This is a genomic window from Cellulosimicrobium arenosum (genome assembly GCF_014837295.1).
Lineage (GTDB): Bacteria > Actinomycetota > Actinomycetes > Actinomycetales > Cellulomonadaceae > Cellulosimicrobium > Cellulosimicrobium arenosum.
In genome coordinates, this window is sequence record NZ_JACYHB010000012.1 from 38,402 (window position 1) to 56,618 (window position 18,217).

Genomic DNA, 18,217 nt, shown 5'->3' on the forward strand with positions numbered 1-18,217 from the left:
TGGCCGCACACCAACGAACGTTCGACCGACACCGCCGACGCGGTGCGGCCACGACAGGAGAAGAGCAATGGCTGAGCTGACGATCCGGCCGGAGGAGATCCGGGCCGCTCTGGACAGCTTCGTGAAGTCCTACGAGCCCGAGGGCGCCGTGTCCGAGGAGGTGGGCCGGGTCACCCTGGCCGCCGACGGCATCGCCCAGGTCGAGGGACTTCCGGGCGCGATGGCGAACGAGCTGCTGCGCTTCGAGGACGGGACCCTGGGTCTCGCCCTCAACCTCGACGTCCGGCAGATCGGTGTCGTCGTCCTCGGCGAGTTCACCGGCATCGAGGAGGGGCAGGAGGTCCGCCGCACCGGGGAGGTCCTCTCCGTCCCGGTCGGTGACGGCTACCTGGGACGCGTCGTCGACCCGCTGGGCACCCCCATCGACGGTCTGGGCGACGTCGCGACGGACGCACGTCGCGCACTCGAGCTGCAGGCCCCCGGCGTCATGGACCGCAAGTCGGTCCACGAGCCGCTGCAGACCGGCCTCAAGGCGATCGACTCGATGATCCCGATCGGTCGCGGCCAGCGTCAGCTCATCATCGGCGACCGCCAGACGGGCAAGACCGCGATCGCGATCGACACGATCATCAACCAGAAGGCGAACTGGGAGTCCGGCGACCCGCAGAAGCAGGTCCGCTGCATCTACGTCGCGGTCGGCCAGAAGGGCTCGACCATCGCCGCGGTGCGTGGTGCTCTCGAGGAGGCCGGTGCGCTCGAGTACACGACGATCGTCGCGGCTCCCGCCTCGGACCCCGCGGGCTTCAAGTACCTCGCCCCCTACACGGGCTCGGCCATCGGCCAGCACTGGATGTACCAGGGCAAGCACGTCCTCATCGTCTTCGACGACCTGTCGAAGCAGGCCGAGGCGTACCGGGCCGTGTCGCTCCTGCTGCGTCGCCCGCCGGGGCGCGAGGCCTACCCGGGTGACGTCTTCTACCTGCACTCTCGCCTGCTCGAGCGTTGTGCGAAGCTCTCGGACGAGCTCGGCGCCGGTTCGATGACGGGGCTGCCGGTCATCGAGACGAAGGCGAACGACGTGTCGGCCTACATCCCGACGAACGTCATCTCCATCACCGACGGCCAGATCTTCCTCCAGTCGGACCTCTTCAACGCCGACCAGCGTCCCGCGGTCGACGTCGGCATCTCCGTCTCGCGCGTCGGCGGTGCCGCCCAGGTCAAGGCGATGAAGCAGGTCTCCGGGACGCTCAAGCTCGAGCTCGCGCAGTTCCGCTCGCTCGAGGCGTTCGCGATGTTCGCGTCCGACCTCGACGCGGCCTCGCGCGGCCAGCTCGCCCGCGGTGCGGTGCTCATGGAGCTGCTCAAGCAGGGCCAGTACTCGCCCTACCCGGTCGAGGACCAGGTCGCGTCGATCTGGGCCGGCACGAAGGGCAAGATCGACGACGTCCCGGTCGAGGACGTGCGTCGGTTCGAGTCCGAGATGCTCGACCACCTGCGCCGCAACACCGACGTGCTCTCGACGATCGCCGAGACCGGCAAGCTGAGCGAGGACCTCGAGTCCCAGCTCTCCTCGGCCGTCGAGGCGTTCCGGAACGGCTTCCTCAAGGCCGACGGCTCGCCGCTCGTCGGCGGGGACGACGTCGAGGACGCCGACGTGGACGTCGAGCAGGAGCAGATCGTCCGCCAGAAGAGGGCCTGACGATGGCCGGATCCCAGCGCGTCTACAAGCAGCGGATCAAGTCGACGCAGTCCCTGAAGAAGATGTTCCGCGCCCAGGAGCTCATCGCCGCGTCGCGCATCGGCAAGGCGCGCGACCGCACGGCGGCCGCTTCGCCGTACTCGCGTGCCATCACGCGCGCGGTGTCGGCGGTCGCCACGCACAGCTCGACGCCGCACCCGCTGACGAGCGAGCGCTCCGACACCAACCGGGTGGCGGTCCTCGTCGTCGCGTCCGACCGTGGCATGGCCGGCGCCTACTCGGCGTCGATCCTGCGCGAGGCGGAGCGGCTGATCGACCAGCTGAGGACGGAGGGCAAGGAGGTCGTGCTCTACGCCTCCGGCCGGCGTGCGATCTCGTACTACCAGTTCCGCGGACGCGAGCTGGCCGGGTCCTGGTCCTACGGCTCGGACGCGCCGAACGACGACGTGGCGGGGGAGATCGCGGAGACCCTCCTGGGCTCGTTCCTCGCACCCGTGTCCGACGGCGGCGTGAGCGAGCTGCACATCGTGCACACGCAGTTCGTCAACATGGTCACGCAGCGGCCGCGCGTCGTGCGCATGCTCCCGCTCGAGGTCGTGGAGGGCGTCGCGCCGACGGGCAAGCACGACGTGCTCCCGCTGTACGAGTTCGAGCCGTCGCCCGAGGCCGTGCTCGACGCCCTGCTGCCGCGCTACGTGCGCAGCCGGATCTTCGCGTGCCTCCTGGAGGCCGCGGCGTCGGAGCTCGCCGCCCGGCAGCGCGCGATGCACACGGCGACGGACAACGCGGAGGACCTCATCCGCAACTACACGCGGCTGGCGAACCAGGCGCGACAGGCGGACATCACCCAGGAGATCAGCGAGATCGTCTCCGGTGCCGACGCGTTGGCGGCATCATGACCGCCACCGCGAGCCGCAGGGCCGCCCAGCCCATCACCGATCCCCTGACCGACACCGCCGGGACCCTTCCCGGCACTGCGAAGCGAGGCAAGCAATGACCGCCACAACCGTGGACGCAGCACACGGCGCGGCCCCGACCGAGCCGGGAGCTGGCCGGGTCGCGCGAGTGATCGGCCCCGTCGTGGACATCGAGTTCCCGGCGGACGCCATCCCCGACATCTACAACGCGCTCGAGGTCGACATCGACCTGTCGGCGCAGGGCGAGGGCGAGAGCAGCTTCACGCTCAAGCTCGAGGTCGCCCAGCACCTCGGCGACTCGCTCGTGCGTGCCATCGCGCTCAAGCCGACGGACGGCCTCGTCCGCGGTGCGCAGGTGCGCGACACCGGTGCGCCGATCAGCGTCCCGGTCGGCGACGTCACCAAGGGGCACGTCTTCGACGTGACCGGCGAGGTCCTGAACCTCGAGGAGGGCGAGACGCTCGAGATCACCGAGCGCTGGCCCATCCACCGCCGCCCGCCGGCGTTCGACCAGCTCGAGTCGAAGACCACGATGTTCGAGACCGGCATCAAGGTGATCGACCTGCTGACCCCGTACGTCCAGGGCGGCAAGATCGGTCTCTTCGGTGGTGCGGGCGTCGGCAAGACGGTCCTCATCCAGGAGATGATCCAGCGCGTCGCGCAGAACCACGGCGGTGTGTCCGTGTTCGCCGGCGTCGGTGAGCGGACGCGTGAGGGAAACGACCTGATCGTCGAGATGGAGGAGGCCGGCGTCTTCGACAAGACCGCACTGGTCTTCGGTCAGATGGACGAGCCGCCGGGCACGCGTCTGCGGGTCGCCCTGTCGGCCCTGACGATGGCGGAGTACTTCCGCGACGTGCAGAAGCAGGACGTGCTGCTGTTCATCGACAACATCTTCCGGTTCACCCAGGCGGGCTCCGAGGTGTCGACGCTGCTCGGCCGCATGCCGTCCGCGGTCGGCTACCAGCCGAACCTTGCCGACGAGATGGGCGTGCTCCAGGAGCGCATCACGTCGACCCGCGGGCACTCGATCACCTCCCTGCAGGCGATCTACGTCCCCGCCGACGACTACACCGACCCGGCACCGGCCACGACGTTCGCGCACCTCGACGCGACCACCGAGCTCTCGCGCGAGATCGCGTCGAAGGGGCTCTACCCCGCGGTGGACCCGCTCACGTCGACGTCGCGCATCCTCGACCCCCGGTACGTGGGCCAGGAGCACTACGACGTGGCGACCCGCGTGAAGTCGATCCTGCAGCGCAACAAGGAGCTCCAGGACATCATCGCGATCCTCGGTGTCGACGAGCTCTCCGAGGAGGACAAGACCGTCGTCGCGCGTGCGCGTCGCATCCAGCAGTTCCTCTCGCAGAACACCTACATGGCCGAGAAGTTCACGGGGGTCGTCGGTTCGACCGTGCCGCTGACGGAGACCATCGAGGCGTTCAAGAAGATCTCCGACGGCGAGTTCGACCACATCTCCGAGCAGGCGTTCTTCAACATCGGTGGGCTCGAGGACCTCGAGCGCAACTGGGCGCGCATCCAGAAGGAGTACGGCGCCTGATCCGACGTGTCCGTGCAAGGCTGGGCGGGTGGGCCACGGTGCTCGCCCGTCCGGCCGCGCAGGACGTCTCACCCGTTGACGAGGGTCCGTACGACGGACCTGGACCCGGACCTGATCCGGACCTGAAGGAGTTGCAGTGGCAGAGCTGAACGTCGACCTCGTGGCGGCGGACCGCAAGATCTGGTCGGGCGAGGCACAGATGGTGAGCGCTCCGGCGGCGGACGGGGAGATCGGCGTCCTCGCCGGGCACTCGCCGCTGCTGTCGGTGCTGCGCGAGGGTGCGGTCCGCATCAAGGCGACGACCGGTGCGCCGGTCGAGGTCCAGATCACCGGGGGCTTCATCTCGGTCGACTCGAACATGGTGACCGTCGTCGTGGACTCCGTCGAGGCCCCGGCCTCCACGCGCTGACCGGATCCTCGTACCGTGCCCGCCCTCGCCTGGATCGCGATCGGACTGCTCGTCGCGGTCGCGGTCCTCGCGGGGCTGGCGGTGGTCGTGCGGCTGCGCGCGTTGACGCGCCGCGTCGGCTCGTTCGACTGCGGGCTGCGGACCGGTGCGGGGGTGACGCAGGGGATCGCGCACTACTGCGTCGGCCGGATCGACTGGTGGAGGTGCTGGTCCTTCTCGGTACGGCCGGCACGCTCCTGGTCGCGCCACCACCTGACGATCGTGGGCCGTGAACCGTTCGAACCGAGCGGTTCACGGCCTGAGACGTATCTCGTGCGCTGCCGCTACGAGGGTGAGGAGCTCGAGCTCACCATGCCCCGAGCGGCCTATGAGGGCCTCGCCTCGTGGCTCGAGGCGGCGCCGCCCGGTCGTCGCGACCTCGTCGTGTGACGGGCGACGATCCAGCACGACGGTCCCCGCGACGTCGCGCGCGTGCCCATACCTGCCCACGCCCCGGCTTCTGAGAAGGACGATCCTTGCGTCTCGTCGTCGCCCGCTGCTCGGCCCGCTACACGGGCCGGCTGACCGCGCACCTCCCGCTCGCCACGCGCGTGCTGCTCGTCAAGGCCGACGGCAGCGTGCTGCTCCACTCCGACGGCGGCTCGTACAAGCCGCTGAACTGGATGAGCCCGCCGTGCTCGCTCGCTGCACGGGAGCCGTCGTCGGCGGACCGCGAGCGGGGCGTGAGCGAGGTCTGGGCGGTCCAGCACGCGAAGAGCGACGACCGTCTCGAGATCGAGCTGCACGAGATCCTGCACGACAGCTCGCACGACCTTGGCACCGACCCCGGCCTGATCAAGGACGGCGTCGAGGCGCACCTGCAGGAGATGCTCGCGGCGCAGATCGAGCTCCTCGGGTCGGGCCACACGCTGGTCCGTCGCGAGTACCCGACCGCGATCGGCCCGGTCGACATCCTGGCGAGGGACGCCACGGGCACGACCGTGGCGGTGGAGATCAAGCGCCGGGGCGACATCGACGGCGTCGAGCAGCTCACGCGCTATCTCGACCTGCTGAACCGGGATCCGCTGCTCAAGCCGGTCCGCGGTGTCTTCGCGGCCCAGGAGATCAGGCCCCAGGCCCGCGTCCTCGCCGCGGACCGTGGCATCGGCTGCCTGGTCCTGGACTACGACGCGATGCGGGGCGTCGACGACGTCGACTCGCGGCTCTTCTGAGCCGGGGCAGCGACCGCCCGCCCGGTGGTCGCCACCCCGCGCTCAGCAGGTGATCGCCGGGTGGGAGGCGTGCAGGGTCGTGACCCGGGTCGTCGCGTCCGTGACCCGGATCGTGGCCGCACCGGCCGGGAGGCTCGTGGCCCGGGCTGCGAAGGACTGGTAGGCGTTCGCACCGGGCGTCACGTCCGGGACCGTCCGGGTGCCGTACGGCGTGACCAGCTCGATGTCGACCGGTTCACCGGTTCCGGAACCGCCCGTCCCCGTGTACGCGGCGCGCACGGCGACGTAGGCCTTGCCGCCCAGGCAGCGAGGAACGGCGGTGACCTGCACGTCGGGGGTCGGTGCCGCCCCGCTCCGCGCGCGGACCTCGAACGACGAGATGCTCACCGTCCCACGGTCGGCGCGGAAGCCGACGGTCGGCAGCAGGCTCGCCAGGACGTCCGGGTCCGACGTGTCGAGCGCGCCGCCCGTCGTCGTGCCGCCGTAGTAGGTCCACCCGCCGTCCTCCTCGGCGAAGACCTCGACGCGCGAGCCGTCGACCTGCATCGCGATGCGGTCACCGGGGCCGTAGCCCTTGATGCCGAACCACGGCGAGGGCCCGCCCTCCCCGCCGACGCGGTCGAGCCCCGCGGCGACGTTCGTGTGGTTGAACCATGCGAGGGCGTACGTGCGGTCGGCCGCGGCGAGGCCGAGGAAGAGCGAGTCCTCGGACGTTCCCGCGCCGGAGAACTCGCCGATCTCGGCGATCAGCACCGACGAGCTCGTCGCGCGCGCGGTCTCGTGGCCGTACAGGCCCCAGTACCGGGCGTCGCCGTCCGCCGCGAGGGTCCCGTCGCCCACCGTCACGGTCGGCAGGGCTTCGGCGGACGGCTGCAGCGTCGTGTAGTCGTCGGACGAGTCGGTGTCGAAGTCGTCGTGCAGCACGACGTCGTCGTACCACGCGGGGTCGAACGCGAGCCGGGTGGTCGTCGCGGCGCGCGCCTCCTGCTCGACGTCGCCCTCGGCCCAGCGCACGACGGCGCCCAGCTGTGCCTCGCTGCCCGGGACGGCGCGCTGCGGGGGAGTGACGTCCCACGAGAGCGTCGTGCGGTCCCAGGCGTCGAGGTCCCGGGGGCCGGCGTCGTCGACCGGGACTGCGGTCCAGCCGTCGGGGAGCTCGAGCGAGGCCGTCGCGCCGTCGACCGGGTCCTCGCGGGTGGACACGGTGACGTCGACGCGCGACGACTCGCCCTGCGCCGACGAGCCCGGCGCGGCGACGCGGACCGAGACCTTCCGCGAGACGGGTGTCCACGACTCGAGCTCGGTGACCCCGACGGACTTCCCGGGCGCGTTCTCGAGGGCGACGCGGTACCGGGTGGTCTCGAGGGGCGGGAACGTGATCCGGTTGACCCCGTTGCCGACGGGTTGCGCCGGGTAGCGCGTCTGGTCCGGCACCGCCTGCCAGGCGGACCCCGTCCAGTACTCCAGCTCGTACGACGCGGCGGCCTTGACGGCGTCGGAGTCGGCGTACCCGCGGAAGCGGACGTCGCTGATCTGCGTGGGCTCGGCGAACTCGACACCGATCCAGTCGCTCGCGTTCGGCGACGAGTAGTTCGACCAGCGCGTGTTCTCGGGCACCTCGTCGTACCAGGCCTTGCCGTCGAGGACCCGCCACGCGTCGTCGTACTGCCACGTGTACGAGGCGATCGGCCGGGGGAACTCGTGCTGCAGGGGGTTCGCCGACGTGTTCACCGCATGGGGCAGCCGCTGCGCCTCGCCGGACGGGACGGGCACGACGACGGGATCTGCGCCCTCGTCCAGCACCGTCGCGTCGGAGTGCAGCGCCTCCTCGCCGTCGACGAAGACACGCAGCCCGGCACCGGCGCCGTAGTGCGACCCGTCCCGGTCGAACAGGACCGTCACGTTGCGTCCGTGGTACGGCACGTTCTCGGCGGCGAACCAGTCCCAGTCCGCCGGGACGAGGGGGTCGATCACGAGCGTGCCGTCGGTCTGGGGCTGCAGCCCGAGGACGTCCTGGAGCACGAGGTCGACGTAGCTGGAGTGCAGGTAGTCCTCGGAGTGGTCGTACCCGTCGTAGATCCAGCGGTCCTCGTCGGGGTGATGGGCCTCCGCGACGTACGGCTCGCCGTCGCGGAACTGGGTCCGCACGTAGGTGTCGAACAGGTCGGTGTACTGCTCGCGCGTGACGTCCCCCGCCGTGCCGTCGCGCAGCGCGGTCGCGACGCCGTCGAGCGTCAGAGACGTGGAGAACGGCCACGACGGCCCGTCCCACTTGCAGCACCCCTCGTCGGCGTGCTTCCAGAAGTCCGGGCTGCGGCGCTCGGTGACGGTCGGTCCGTAGGGTGCCGCGAAGCCCTCGGGGTCGAAGAGCTGGTCGAGCGCTGCCGACTGGTCGGCCGACGCGAGACCGAACTTCCACGGCACGAGACCGACGTCGAGGCGGTCGCGCAGCTGCTCGTGGTCCGGGTTCTCCCGGTCGACGACGTCGTAGAAGAACTGGCGGTCGTCGTCCCACAGGTAGGTGTCGACGGCCTCGCGCAGCTCCGCGGCGCGGCCCCGGTACTCGGCTGCGGTCGCGGCGTCGCCGTTCAGGTCGGCGACCTGGGCGAGCGCGACCATGTCCCCGTACAGGTAGGCGTTGATCGACGGCCGGAACGTGTGGCGTCCGGCGTACGCCTGGTCGGTGGCGTACGACGCGGGGGAGGACTCCTTCGCGTCGTACTCGGGCGTCTGCCAGTAGAGGCCCGTCTCGGCGTCGTACTGGTTGCTCCAGTCCTCGACGAACGTCTCCAGCTCGGGCTGCAACGACGCCAGCCGGTCGAGGTCGCCGGTGACCTGTGCCCGCTCGACGATCGCCGAGACCGCCCAGAACGAGTACTGGTGGGCCCAGTCGGACGCCTCGGGGTTCTGGGCGGGCGAGATCTGCCCGGGTCCGGTGAGCCAGTAGTCCTCGTAGTCGTCGAGGTACCGCTGGTCGCGCAACCAGCGTCCCTCCGCGAGCTGGTGGCCCGCAGCGGCGTTGATCGCCTGGTAGGGCGCGGCGTAGCCGCAGCAGTCGAGGAACTCGGTCAGGACCCAGCCGGTGCCGGGCTCGGTGTAGCGCAGGTGCTCCTTGAGGACGCGCCAGCGGTAGTAGTAGACGGCCTCGGCGTCCGTGTCCGGCAGGTCGATCATCGGCACGTTGGCGAGGTACCAGTCCTGCTCGGCGTAGCCGGCGAGCTTCGTGCCCCCGTCGACGAACGACGTGCCGGCCCCGACCTCGGGCAGCCCTGCGGGCGTGGTCGGGTCCACGTCCACCTCGACCTGCGCCGGGTCGCCGGGAGCGGGTGCGTGCGGCAGCGCCGTCGCGGTCGGAACGGCGAGCGCGAGCAGGAGTGCGCCCGTGACCAGGGCGCCCGCGCCCCGGGTCTGTGATCGTCGCATGGGGTCCTCGTCGTCGAGTGAGGTTGATCCTGACACCGGTGTCTCGGACAGATTTGCACAGTTCCCGACACAAAACAACACGATGGCGCCGGGCCGGAGCGGGAGTGCTACTATTCTGAACGTGTTCAAAAACAACTCACGGAGCACACGATGACCACCTCGACCCCGAAGTCCGAGCGCACGCGCGCCCACGTGCGGGAGGTCGCGGTGCAGATGCTGCGCGACGTCGGCTACGAGCGCACCACGATGCGCGCCATCGCCACCGAGGCCGGTGTCAGCACCGGCAACGCCTACTACCACTTCCCCTCGAAGGACGCCCTCGTCCAGGAGCTGTACCTCGAGGTGCAGCACGAGCACGCCGAGCGCGCGGCGCCGGTCCTCGAGGCCTCCGGATCGCTGGACGAGCGCCTGCGCGGCGTGTGGCACGCGGCGATCGACGCGTTCGCGCCCTTCCACGCGTTCGGGGCGGAGTTCGTGTCGGTGGCCATCCGGCCCGGCTCCCCGGCGAGCCCGTTCTCCGCAGACTCGGCCGCGTCGCGCGAGCTGTCCCAAGGTCTGTTCGAGCAGGTGGTCGCCGGTTCCTCCCCTCAGGTTCCCGCCCGGCTCCGTGCGGAGCTGCCCGGGCTGCTGTGGCTCGCTCAGCTCGGCGTCACGCTCTTCTGGGTCTACGACTCCTCGCCGGGGTCCGTGCGGACGCGTCGGCTCGTCGACGGCGGGGCGTCGCTCGTCGGGCAGGTCGTGCGCCTCTCCCGCCTTCCCGTGGCGCGGGGGGTCGTCGACCAGGTGCTGCGGCTCGTGCGATCGGTCGCCCCGGATCCGGATCCGGGTCCGGGTCCGGAGCCGTCGGGTCCGGTCGACCAGCCGGCGAGGGCCGCCGACGGTGCGAGGGGTGCGGCGTGAGCGCCGCCGGCGCGGCACTCGTGTCCGTGCTCGTCGCCGTGGGGCTCGTGCTCGTCCTGCCGCTCGGCCTGCGCCTGCTCGGGCCGGACGTCGTCCCGGCGCCGCGCAGCCCGGCATGGCCCCTGGCAGGAGCGGCAGGCACGGTCAGCCTGCTCCTGCCCCGGGGGCCGCTCGCCGTCGCGCTCGCGCTCCCGTTCGCGGTCGCCGCCGCCGTCATTCTGCTCGCGGCGCTCCGGCACGCGGTGCGCGGAGGGCTGCGCGCACCGGTCGTGGCGGCGACCGTGGCGCTGACCATGCCCGCCGTCGGTGCGTGCGCCCTCGTCGCGGAGCGCGCCGGGTGGGGCCTGCTCGGGTTCGGAGGCACGTATCTCGCCCTGACCGTCCCGCACATGCTGTACGCGGGCTTCGGTGCGGCGCTGGTCGCCGGGGGCGTGGCCGAGCTCGCTCGTCGGTCGGACGGGGCGGTGGACCCGCTCGCGGTCGCCGGGGCGTGGGGCGTGCCGGTCGGCACCGTGCTCGTGCTGCTGGGCTACTTCGTCGGCGACGTGGCCGAGCTCGTCGGCGCGCTCGTCCTCACCGGTGCCCTGTGGGCGACGGCGGTCGCGACGACCCGCAGCCTCGCACGGCCGGCCGTCGTCACCCCCGCCGCGCGCGCCCTGCTGGTGACAGGCGTCGTCTCGGTCTCGGTCTCGATGCTCCTGGCGCTCTGGTGGGCGGCCGGCGAGGCGTTCGACGTCGCGCACCCGGGCCTCGACGTGATGGCGGCGACCCACGGAGTGGCCAACGCCTTCGGGTTCGTGCTGTGCACGGTTCTCGGGCTGCGCCTGGTCGCACGGCGACCGCGGGACGCCGACGGTCCGGGTGGGCATCCGGGTGCCGGTCCGGGCGCCCTCCACGGCGCAGGCTTCCTCGACGACCAGCACGGCGGACGGAGAACGACATGACCTTCACGTACACCGAGGTGGGGGCGACCCGCACGGGCACGCTGCCCCCGGGCTACCGGCACCTGCACGTGCGCCACCGGCTGTCGCGCCGGGCGCACCCGCCCGAGGACCTCGCGTGGCTCGGCGAGCAGCTGCTGACCTGGCGCGTGCACGCGGCGGCGCGGGTCACGCTCGAGGCGGACGCCCCCGTCGCCGCCCCGGGCGGGAAGGTCACGACGCTCCTCGGGGTCGGACGGCTGCGGCTGTTCGAGCCGTGCGAGGTCGTCTGGGTCGAGCGGGGCGAGCGCCGGGTCGCGTTCGGCTACGGCACGCTGCCGGGCCACGCGTTCGTGGGCGAGGAGTGCTTCGCCGTGGAGCGCGACGTCGCGGGCGACCTGTGGTGGACCATCGACGTCTTCAGCCGGCCCGCGCTGTGGTGGGTACGTCCGCTCGCGCTCGTCGTCCCGACGTTCCAGCGGGTCTTCGCCCACCACCTCGGCCGCGGTGCCGCGAAGCTCCTCCGGGCACGTGCCGGCTGAGAGCAGTTTGCACGCCGGGTGTACGAAGTGCGCCAGAATGAGGCCATGACCGACGCCGCACGCACGCCGCCGCACCGGACGAACCGCCCGCCGCAGGTGCCGGCCCACCTGCCGACCCAGGTGCTGGCCGGGCGCGTCGTCACCCCCACGTCGGTCCTGGACGACGGCGTCGTCGTCGTCCAGGGCGACCGCATCGCCTGGGTGGGGGAGCGGAACCGCGCGACCGCGGCCGGGTACGACGTCACCGACCTCGCGCCGGCGGAACCGGGCACGACGCTCGTGCCCGGTCTCGTCGACCTGCACGACCACGGTGGCGGCGGTGCGAGCTTCCCGGACGCGACCAGCGCCGAGGAGGTGCTCGTCGCCGCTCGCGAGCACCTGCGCCACGGCACCACCAGCCTCGTCGCGTCGCTCGTCACGGCCCCCCGCCAGGTCCTGCTCGAGCGGGTCGCGACCCTGGCCGACGTCGCCGGCACGGGCGACCTCGTCGGCATCCACCTCGAGGGTCCGTTCCTGTCGCGCGCGCGGTGCGGTGCCCAGAACCCGCACGACATGCTCGACGGCGACCCGGTGCTCGTGCGCGAGATCGCTGCGGCGGCCCGCGGCCATCTGCGCACGATGACGGTCGCGCCCGAGGTCCGGGGCGTCGTCGGGCCGGGTGGCGTCATCGAGACGCTCGTCGAGGTCGGCGCCCTGCCGTCGATCGGGCACACCGACGCGACCACGGAGCAGACCGAGGCCGCGATCGCCGCGGCGTTGGCGGCGCTCGCGGCGGCCGGACGCCCGGGTGCGCGACTGACCGCCACGCACCTGTTCAACGGGATGCGGCCGCTCCACCACCGTGACCCCGGCCCGATCGCCGCGTGCCTCGCCGCGGCGGCGCGGGGACAGATGGTCGTCGAGCTGGTCGCCGACGGGACGCACCTCGCGCACGGCACCGTGCGCAGCGTCGTCGGGCTGGTGGGCGCGCACGTCGACGCCGACGGGCACGTGGCCGGGCCCGACGCCGTCGCCCTCGTCACCGACGCGATGGCCGCCGCAGGAATGGCCGACGGCACCTACGAGCTCGGTCCGGTGCGGGTCGCCGTCGCCGACGGCGTCGCCCGTCTCGCCGACGGTGGCAGCATCGCCGGAGGGACCTCCCACCTGCTCGACGTCGTCCGCGAGGCGGTCGCGGCGGGCGTGGGGCTGGTCGACGCCGTCCGCGCCGCGTCGTGGACGCCCGCGGTGGTGCTGGGGCTCGAGGACGTGGGTGGCCTGGTGACGGGGCGCCGCGCCGACGTCGTGCGGACGGACGCCGACCTGCGTGTGCAGCAGGTCCTGCGCGCCGGGGCCGACGTCGGTGGCGCGGCGGACTGACGCGACGCGTCTGCTCCACCGGGCTCGGGTGGTCTCTCGGCGTGACCGGACCGAGGCGTGCGCGGCGCCCTCGCGCGGAAGGCGTACGCTGGGTGCGCGAGTGGAAGCGCTTCCACCCGCGCGCCCCGCCCAGCAGAGACCGCACACAGATCAGCGAGGAACCGTGAGCACCGACATCTCCAGCCAGCCCGACGTCGACCGCGCGCCAGGTCGTCAGCCCACCGCCGCGCCGTCGGGCCGAAGGTTGCCCGTCGACTTCCTGTGGGGCTCGGCCACCGCGTCGTACCAGATCGAGGGGGCCGCGGCCGAGGGCGGCCGGACCCCGTCGATCTGGGACACCTACTCCCGCACGCCCGGGCGCACCCTCAACGGTGACACGGGGGACGTGGCCGACGACCACTACCACCGGTGGGCCGAGGACGTGCAGCACATCGCGGACCTGGGGCTCGGTGCGTACCGGTTCTCCATCTCGTGGTCCCGCGTGCAGCCCGGGGGCACCGGACCCCTCAACCCCGAGGGTGTGGCGTTCTACTCCCGCCTCGTCGACGCGCTCATCGAGAAGGGCGTCAAGCCCGTCGTGACGCTGTACCACTGGGACCTGCCCCAGGAGCTCGAGGACGCCGGCGGCTGGGCCAACCGTGACACGGCTCTCGCCTTCGCGGAGTACGCACGCCACATGGCGCGAGAGCTGGGGGACCGCATCGACACGTGGACCACGCTCAACGAGCCGTGGTGCACCGCCTATCTCGGCTACGGGTCCGGTGTGCACGCGCCCGGACGCACCGAGCCCGCGGCGGCGCTCGCCGCGGTGCACCACCTGAACCTCGCCCACGGTCTCGCCGTGGCGGCGATCCGCGACGAGCTCGGCCAGGACGCGAAGACCTCGGTCACCCTCAACCTGCACGTGATCCGGCCCGACGACCCGACGTCCGCGGACGATCTCGACGCGGTCCGCACGATCGACGCGCTCGCGAACCGGGCGTTCCTCGGCCCGATGCTCGACGGCACCTACCCCGCCGATCTCCTCGCGGACACCGCGCACGTCAGCGACTGGTCGTTCGTGCAGGACGGCGACCTGGAGATCGTGCGCCAGCCGTTGTCCGTCCTGGGCGTGAACTACTACTCGACCGTGCGGGTGCGCCACTACTCCGGTGTCGGCGAGCGGTCGGAGAACGACGGTCACGGCGCGTCCGGCCACAGCCCGTGGATCGGGGTGAGCGACGTCGAGTTCGTCCAGCAGCCCGGCCCGTACACGGCCATGGGGTGGAACATCGAGCCGGCCGGCATGACGGAGCTCCTCGTGTCGGTCGCCACGACCTACCCGGGGCAACCGCTCATGGTCACGGAGAACGGCGCCGCGTTCGAGGACGAGGTCTCGCCCGACGGGCGCGTGCACGACGAACGACGCGTCGCCTACCTGCACGACCACGTCGACGCGGTCGGGGCAGCCGTCGACGCGGGTGCCGACGTGCGCGGGTACTTCGCGTGGTCCCTGCTCGACAACTTCGAGTGGGGCTACGGCTACGAGCGGCGGTTCGGGATCATCCGGGTCGACTACGACACGCTCGAACGGACGTGGAAGGACTCGGCGCACTGGTACCGCCGCCTCGCGACGAGCAACGTGCTGCCGGGGGTCGACGAGGTCGGCTGACACCTCTCCCGTCGTCCCCGCGAGCGTCGGCGCCCGCGGGGACGACCCGTGTCCCTCGATCGGCGAGGGTGACCTTTCTCGCAGCGCGGCATCGGCTCCGACGAGCAGGACGGGCAGCGAGCAGGACGGGCGGCGACACGCCGAGCGGGTGACGACACGCCGACGAGTTCTGGCGACATCGCCCGGCCTGGACGTGCCCGGTTCCGCCCGATTCGATCGGGCCGCGAGGCGCTCGTGGCGGGCGCCCGGAACGCGTCGGGCAGGTCTGCACAGGGTGTGGACCGACGCCGTCCCCAGCCTGTGGACGACGTCGCGGGAGTCGCAGGAGGACGCCGAAACGTGGCCGCCGGTGCGGTGGACGACGCGGTGGGGAACCTGCTCCAGGGGGAGTGTCAGAGGGTGCTGAGACCATGGTCGGATGGCTGCTAGCACACCTCAGCGGGTGAACTCGCCCGCACCTCTCACCACGACATGTTGTGGGGTGGCGCGGCCCGGACCCCTAGGTATAGTGGTTTCACACCCAGGGGGCCACAGGCTCTCTGGCGAATCACACAGACGTAGTTCCAGCGGTGTCCTTCGAGGTCAGAGGTGTTCCCTCCCTCCCCGAGCACACCTCCCGAGCGCGCGAGACGAGGAGATCCACATGAGCGTCACGGTCTACAGCAAGCCGTCCTGCGTCCAGTGCGAGGCGACGTACCGCGCTCTCGACAAGAAGGGCGTCGAGTACACGGTCGTGGACATCAGCGAGGACGCCGAGGCGCTCGCGATGGTCCGCGAGCTCGGGTACCTGCAGGCGCCCGTCGTCGTGGCCGGCGACGAGCACTGGTCCGGGTTCCGTCCGGACCAGATCAGCGCGCTCGCGCTGAAGGCTTCACCCGTCGTGGCCTGAACGGCACACGCACCAGGGCCACCCCCGGGTGGTCCGAGCAGCACGACCAGGCACAGCAGGACGGAGGTGCGTCCCCGTGGGGTCGCTCGTCTACTTCTCCAGCGTGAGTGAGAACACGCACCGCTTCGTCCAGCGGCTCGGCCTCCGTGCGCTGAACATCGACGTGCAGCGCATCCCGCTGAGGCCGACGGACGGCTTCCTGCGGGTGCACGAGCCCTACGTGCTCGTGGTCCCGACCTACGGCGGGGGTAACGAGGGCGGCGCCGTGCCGCGACAGGTCGTGAAGTTCCTGAACGACGTGCACAACCGGTCGTTGATCCGTGGCGTGATCGCCGCGGGCAACACCAACTTCGGCGAGGCGTACTGCATCGCCGGCGACATCATCTCCGCGAAGTGCCAGGTGCCCTACCTGTACGCCTTCGAGCTTCTGGGGACAGCCGAGGACGCCACCCGCGTCCGCGACGGATTGGGACGATTTTGGCAACGACAGTCACAGATTCCGGCGTGATCCCGGAAGCCGGGGGCGCCAGCGCCGCGCCGGCCGTGCAGCAGGTCTCGCTGTCGAGCTCGCAGCTCGACTTCCACGCGCTCAACGCGATGCTCAACCTCTACGGTCCGGACGGCGAGATCCAGTTCGACAAGGACCGCGAGGCCGCGCGCCAGTACTTCCTGCAGCACGTGAACCAGAACACGGTGTTCTTCCACGACCTCGCGGAGAAGCTGGACTACCTCGTCGAGAACAAGTACTACGATCCCGCGGTGCTCGCGAAGTACGACCGCGCGTTCGTGAAGTCGCTCTTCGAGTTCGCGTACTCGAAGAAGTTCCGGTTCGAGACGTTCCTCGGCGCGTTCAAGTACTACACCTCGTACACGCTCAAGACGTTCGACGGCAAGCGCTACCTCGAGCGCTTCGAGGACCGCGTGTGCATGGTCGCGCTCGGGCTCGCGGACGGGAACGAGCAGGCGGCGCTCGACATCGTCGAGGAGGTCATCTCGGGCCGGTTCCAGCCCGCGACACCGACGTTCCTCAACGTGGGCAAGGCGCAGCGTGGGGAGCCGGTCTCCTGCTTCCTGCTCAGGATCGAAGACAACATGGAGTCGATCGCGCGCGGCATCAACTCCGCGCTGCAGCTCTCCAAGCGCGGCGGCGGCGTCGCCCTCCTCCTGAGCAACGTCCGCGAGCACGGCGCACCGATCAAGCACATCGAGAACCAGTCCTCCGGCGTCATCCCCGTGATGAAGCTCCTCGAGGACTCGTTCTCCTATGCCAACCAGCTCGGCGCGCGCCAGGGCGCCGGCGCGGTGTACCTGCACGCGCACCACCCGGACATCCTGCGGTTCCTCGACACCAAGCGGGAGAACGCCGACGAGAAGATCCGCATCAAGACGCTGTCGCTGGGCGTCGTGATCCCGGACATCACGTTCGAGCTGGCCAAGAAGAACGAGGACATGTACCTGTTCTCGCCGTACGACGTCGAGCGCGTCTACGGCACGCCGTTCGCCGACGTGTCGATCTCCGAGAAGTACGACGAGATGGTCGACGACTCGCGCATCCGCAAGACGAAGATCAAGGCGCGCGACTTCTTCCAGACGATCGCGGAGCTGCAGTTCGAGTCCGGCTACCCGTACATCATGTTCGAGGACACGGTGAACCGCGCGAACCCCGTCAAGGGCCGCATCACGCACTCGAACCTGTGCTCGGAGATCCTCCAGGTCTCGACGCCGTCGACGTTCAACGAGGACCTCTCGTACGAGCACGTCGGCCGCGACATCTCGTGCAACCTCGGTTCGCTGAACATCGCCAAGACGATGGACTCGCCGGACTTCGCCAAGTCGATCGACACCGCGATCCGCGCGCTCACCGCCGTCTCGGACCAGACCAGCATCGAGTCGGTGCCGTCGATCAAGCGGGCGAACCAGATGGGCCACGCGATCGGCCTCGGCCAGATGAACCTGCACGGGTACCTCGCGCGCGAGCGCATCCGCTACGGGTCCACGGAGGGCGTCGACTTCACCAACATCTACTTCTACACGGTCGCCTACCACGCGATCGCGGCCTCCAACCGGCTGGCGATCGAGCGCGGGCGGGCGTTCGGCGGCTTCGAGGACTCGAAGTACGCGAGCGGTGAGTACTTCGACAAGTACACCGACCGGACGTGGGAGCCCGAGACCGAGCGGGTCCGTGGCCTCTTCGCCGACGCCGGCGTGCACATCCCGACCCAGGACGACTGGCGCGCGCTGAAGACCTCGGTCATGGAGCACGGGATCTACAACCAGAACCTCCAGGCCGTCCCGCCGACGGGCTCGATCTCCTACATCAACAACTCGACGTCCTCCATCCACCCGGTGCCGTCGAAGATCGAGATCCGCAAGGAAGGCAAGATCGGTCGCGTCTACTACCCGGCGCCGTACCTGACGAACGACAACCTCGAGTACTACGAGGACGCGTACGAGATCGGGTACGAGAAGATCATCGACACCTACGCAGCCGCGACCCAGCACGTCGACCAGGGCCTGAGCCTCACGCTGTTCTTCAAGGACTCCGTGACGACGCGTGACGTCAACCGGGCGCAGATCTACGCGTGGCGCAAGGGCATCAAGACGCTGTACTACATCCGCCTCCGCCAGATGGCCCTGGAGGGGACCGAGGTGGAGGGTTGCGTCAGCTGCATGCTGTAGTTGACGTAAGCAACTATCGGCAGCGCCCGACGGCGCAGCGTCCCGTTCACGAAGTCG

The 18,217-nt window shown here is 70.8% G+C and carries 15 protein-coding genes; 14 read left to right on the plus strand and 1 reads right to left on the minus strand.

What is annotated here, in order from left to right; translation table 11 throughout:
* Positions 1-67 precede the first annotated feature (67 nt).
* The 6 genes from atpA to nucS all read left to right on the plus strand — a co-directional run bounded on the left by atpA (position 68) and on the right by nucS (position 5,797).
* Positions 68-1,699 (plus strand): F0F1 ATP synthase subunit alpha, encoded by a 1,632-nt coding sequence (gene atpA, locus IF651_RS13635; RefSeq protein ID WP_191829675.1) that lies wholly within the window; start codon positions 68-70, stop codon positions 1,697-1,699.
* A 2-nt stretch (positions 1,700-1,701) separates the two neighbouring features.
* Positions 1,702-2,598 carry a F0F1 ATP synthase subunit gamma gene (locus IF651_RS13640; RefSeq protein ID WP_191829676.1) on the plus strand — a complete coding sequence of 299 codons (897 nt, stop codon included), beginning with the start codon at positions 1,702-1,704 and terminating at the stop codon, positions 2,596-2,598.
* 94 nt (positions 2,599-2,692) lie between these two features.
* Positions 2,693-4,177, plus strand: a complete 1,485-nt coding sequence (atpD, locus tag IF651_RS13645) for a F0F1 ATP synthase subunit beta (RefSeq protein WP_191829677.1) — start codon at positions 2,693-2,695, stop codon at positions 4,175-4,177.
* Between the two features lie 136 nt (positions 4,178-4,313).
* Positions 4,314-4,586: a F0F1 ATP synthase subunit epsilon gene (locus IF651_RS13650; protein WP_191829678.1), complete on the plus strand. Its 273-nt coding sequence runs from the start codon at positions 4,314-4,316 to the stop codon at positions 4,584-4,586.
* A gap of 15 nt (positions 4,587-4,601) precedes the next feature.
* The gene (locus tag IF651_RS13655; RefSeq protein WP_191829679.1) at positions 4,602-5,015 is read left to right on the plus strand and encodes a DUF2550 family protein; all 414 of its coding nucleotides are present in this window, start codon (positions 4,602-4,604) and stop codon (positions 5,013-5,015) included.
* Positions 5,016-5,101: 86 nt separating this feature from the next.
* A complete protein-coding gene (gene nucS, locus IF651_RS13660) occupies positions 5,102-5,797 on the plus strand; it encodes an endonuclease NucS (RefSeq protein WP_191829680.1) in 696 nt (231 codons plus the stop codon).
* 42 nt (positions 5,798-5,839) lie between these two features.
* On the opposite strand, the gene IF651_RS13665 is transcribed toward nucS, so the two are convergent.
* A complete protein-coding gene (locus IF651_RS13665; protein WP_191829681.1) occupies positions 5,840-9,220 on the minus strand; it encodes an MGH1-like glycoside hydrolase domain-containing protein in 3,381 nt (1,126 codons plus the stop codon).
* Positions 9,221-9,370: 150 nt separating this feature from the next.
* Here IF651_RS13665 and IF651_RS13670 point away from each other — a divergent pair, with 150 nt between their 5' ends.
* The 8 genes from IF651_RS13670 (at position 9,371) to nrdE (ending at position 18,160) form a co-directional block, all read left to right on the plus strand.
* Complete coding sequence (locus tag IF651_RS13670; RefSeq protein WP_191829682.1) at positions 9,371-10,120, plus strand: TetR/AcrR family transcriptional regulator; 750 nt, start codon at positions 9,371-9,373, stop codon at positions 10,118-10,120.
* On the plus strand, positions 10,117-11,064 hold the full coding sequence (locus IF651_RS13675; RefSeq protein WP_191829683.1) for a YndJ family transporter: 948 nt from the start codon (positions 10,117-10,119) through the stop codon (positions 11,062-11,064). The genes IF651_RS13670 and IF651_RS13675 overlap by 4 nt, the downstream gene beginning before the upstream one ends.
* Positions 11,061-11,582, plus strand: coding sequence for a DUF1990 family protein (locus IF651_RS13680; RefSeq protein WP_191829684.1), 522 nt, complete (start codon positions 11,061-11,063; stop codon positions 11,580-11,582). Before IF651_RS13675 ends, IF651_RS13680 begins: the two co-directional genes overlap by 4 nt.
* Positions 11,583-11,627: 45 nt before the next feature.
* A complete protein-coding gene (locus IF651_RS13685; RefSeq protein WP_191829685.1) occupies positions 11,628-12,941 on the plus strand; it encodes an N-acetylglucosamine-6-phosphate deacetylase in 1,314 nt (437 codons plus the stop codon).
* A gap of 244 nt (positions 12,942-13,185) precedes the next feature.
* On the plus strand, positions 13,186-14,592 hold the full coding sequence (locus IF651_RS13690) for a GH1 family beta-glucosidase (RefSeq protein ID WP_194720233.1): 1,407 nt from the start codon (positions 13,186-13,188) through the stop codon (positions 14,590-14,592).
* Positions 14,593-15,235: 643 nt separating this feature from the next.
* Positions 15,236-15,481: a glutaredoxin-like protein NrdH gene (gene nrdH, locus IF651_RS13695; RefSeq protein WP_191829686.1), complete on the plus strand. Its 246-nt coding sequence runs from the start codon at positions 15,236-15,238 to the stop codon at positions 15,479-15,481.
* 76 nt (positions 15,482-15,557) lie between these two features.
* Positions 15,558-15,989, plus strand: a complete 432-nt coding sequence (gene nrdI, locus IF651_RS13700; protein ID WP_191829687.1) for a class Ib ribonucleoside-diphosphate reductase assembly flavoprotein NrdI — start codon at positions 15,558-15,560, stop codon at positions 15,987-15,989.
* A 35-nt stretch (positions 15,990-16,024) separates the two neighbouring features.
* Positions 16,025-18,160 (plus strand): class 1b ribonucleoside-diphosphate reductase subunit alpha, encoded by a 2,136-nt coding sequence (gene nrdE / locus IF651_RS13705; RefSeq protein ID WP_191829756.1) that lies wholly within the window; start codon positions 16,025-16,027, stop codon positions 18,158-18,160.
* Positions 18,161-18,217 lie beyond the last annotated feature (57 nt).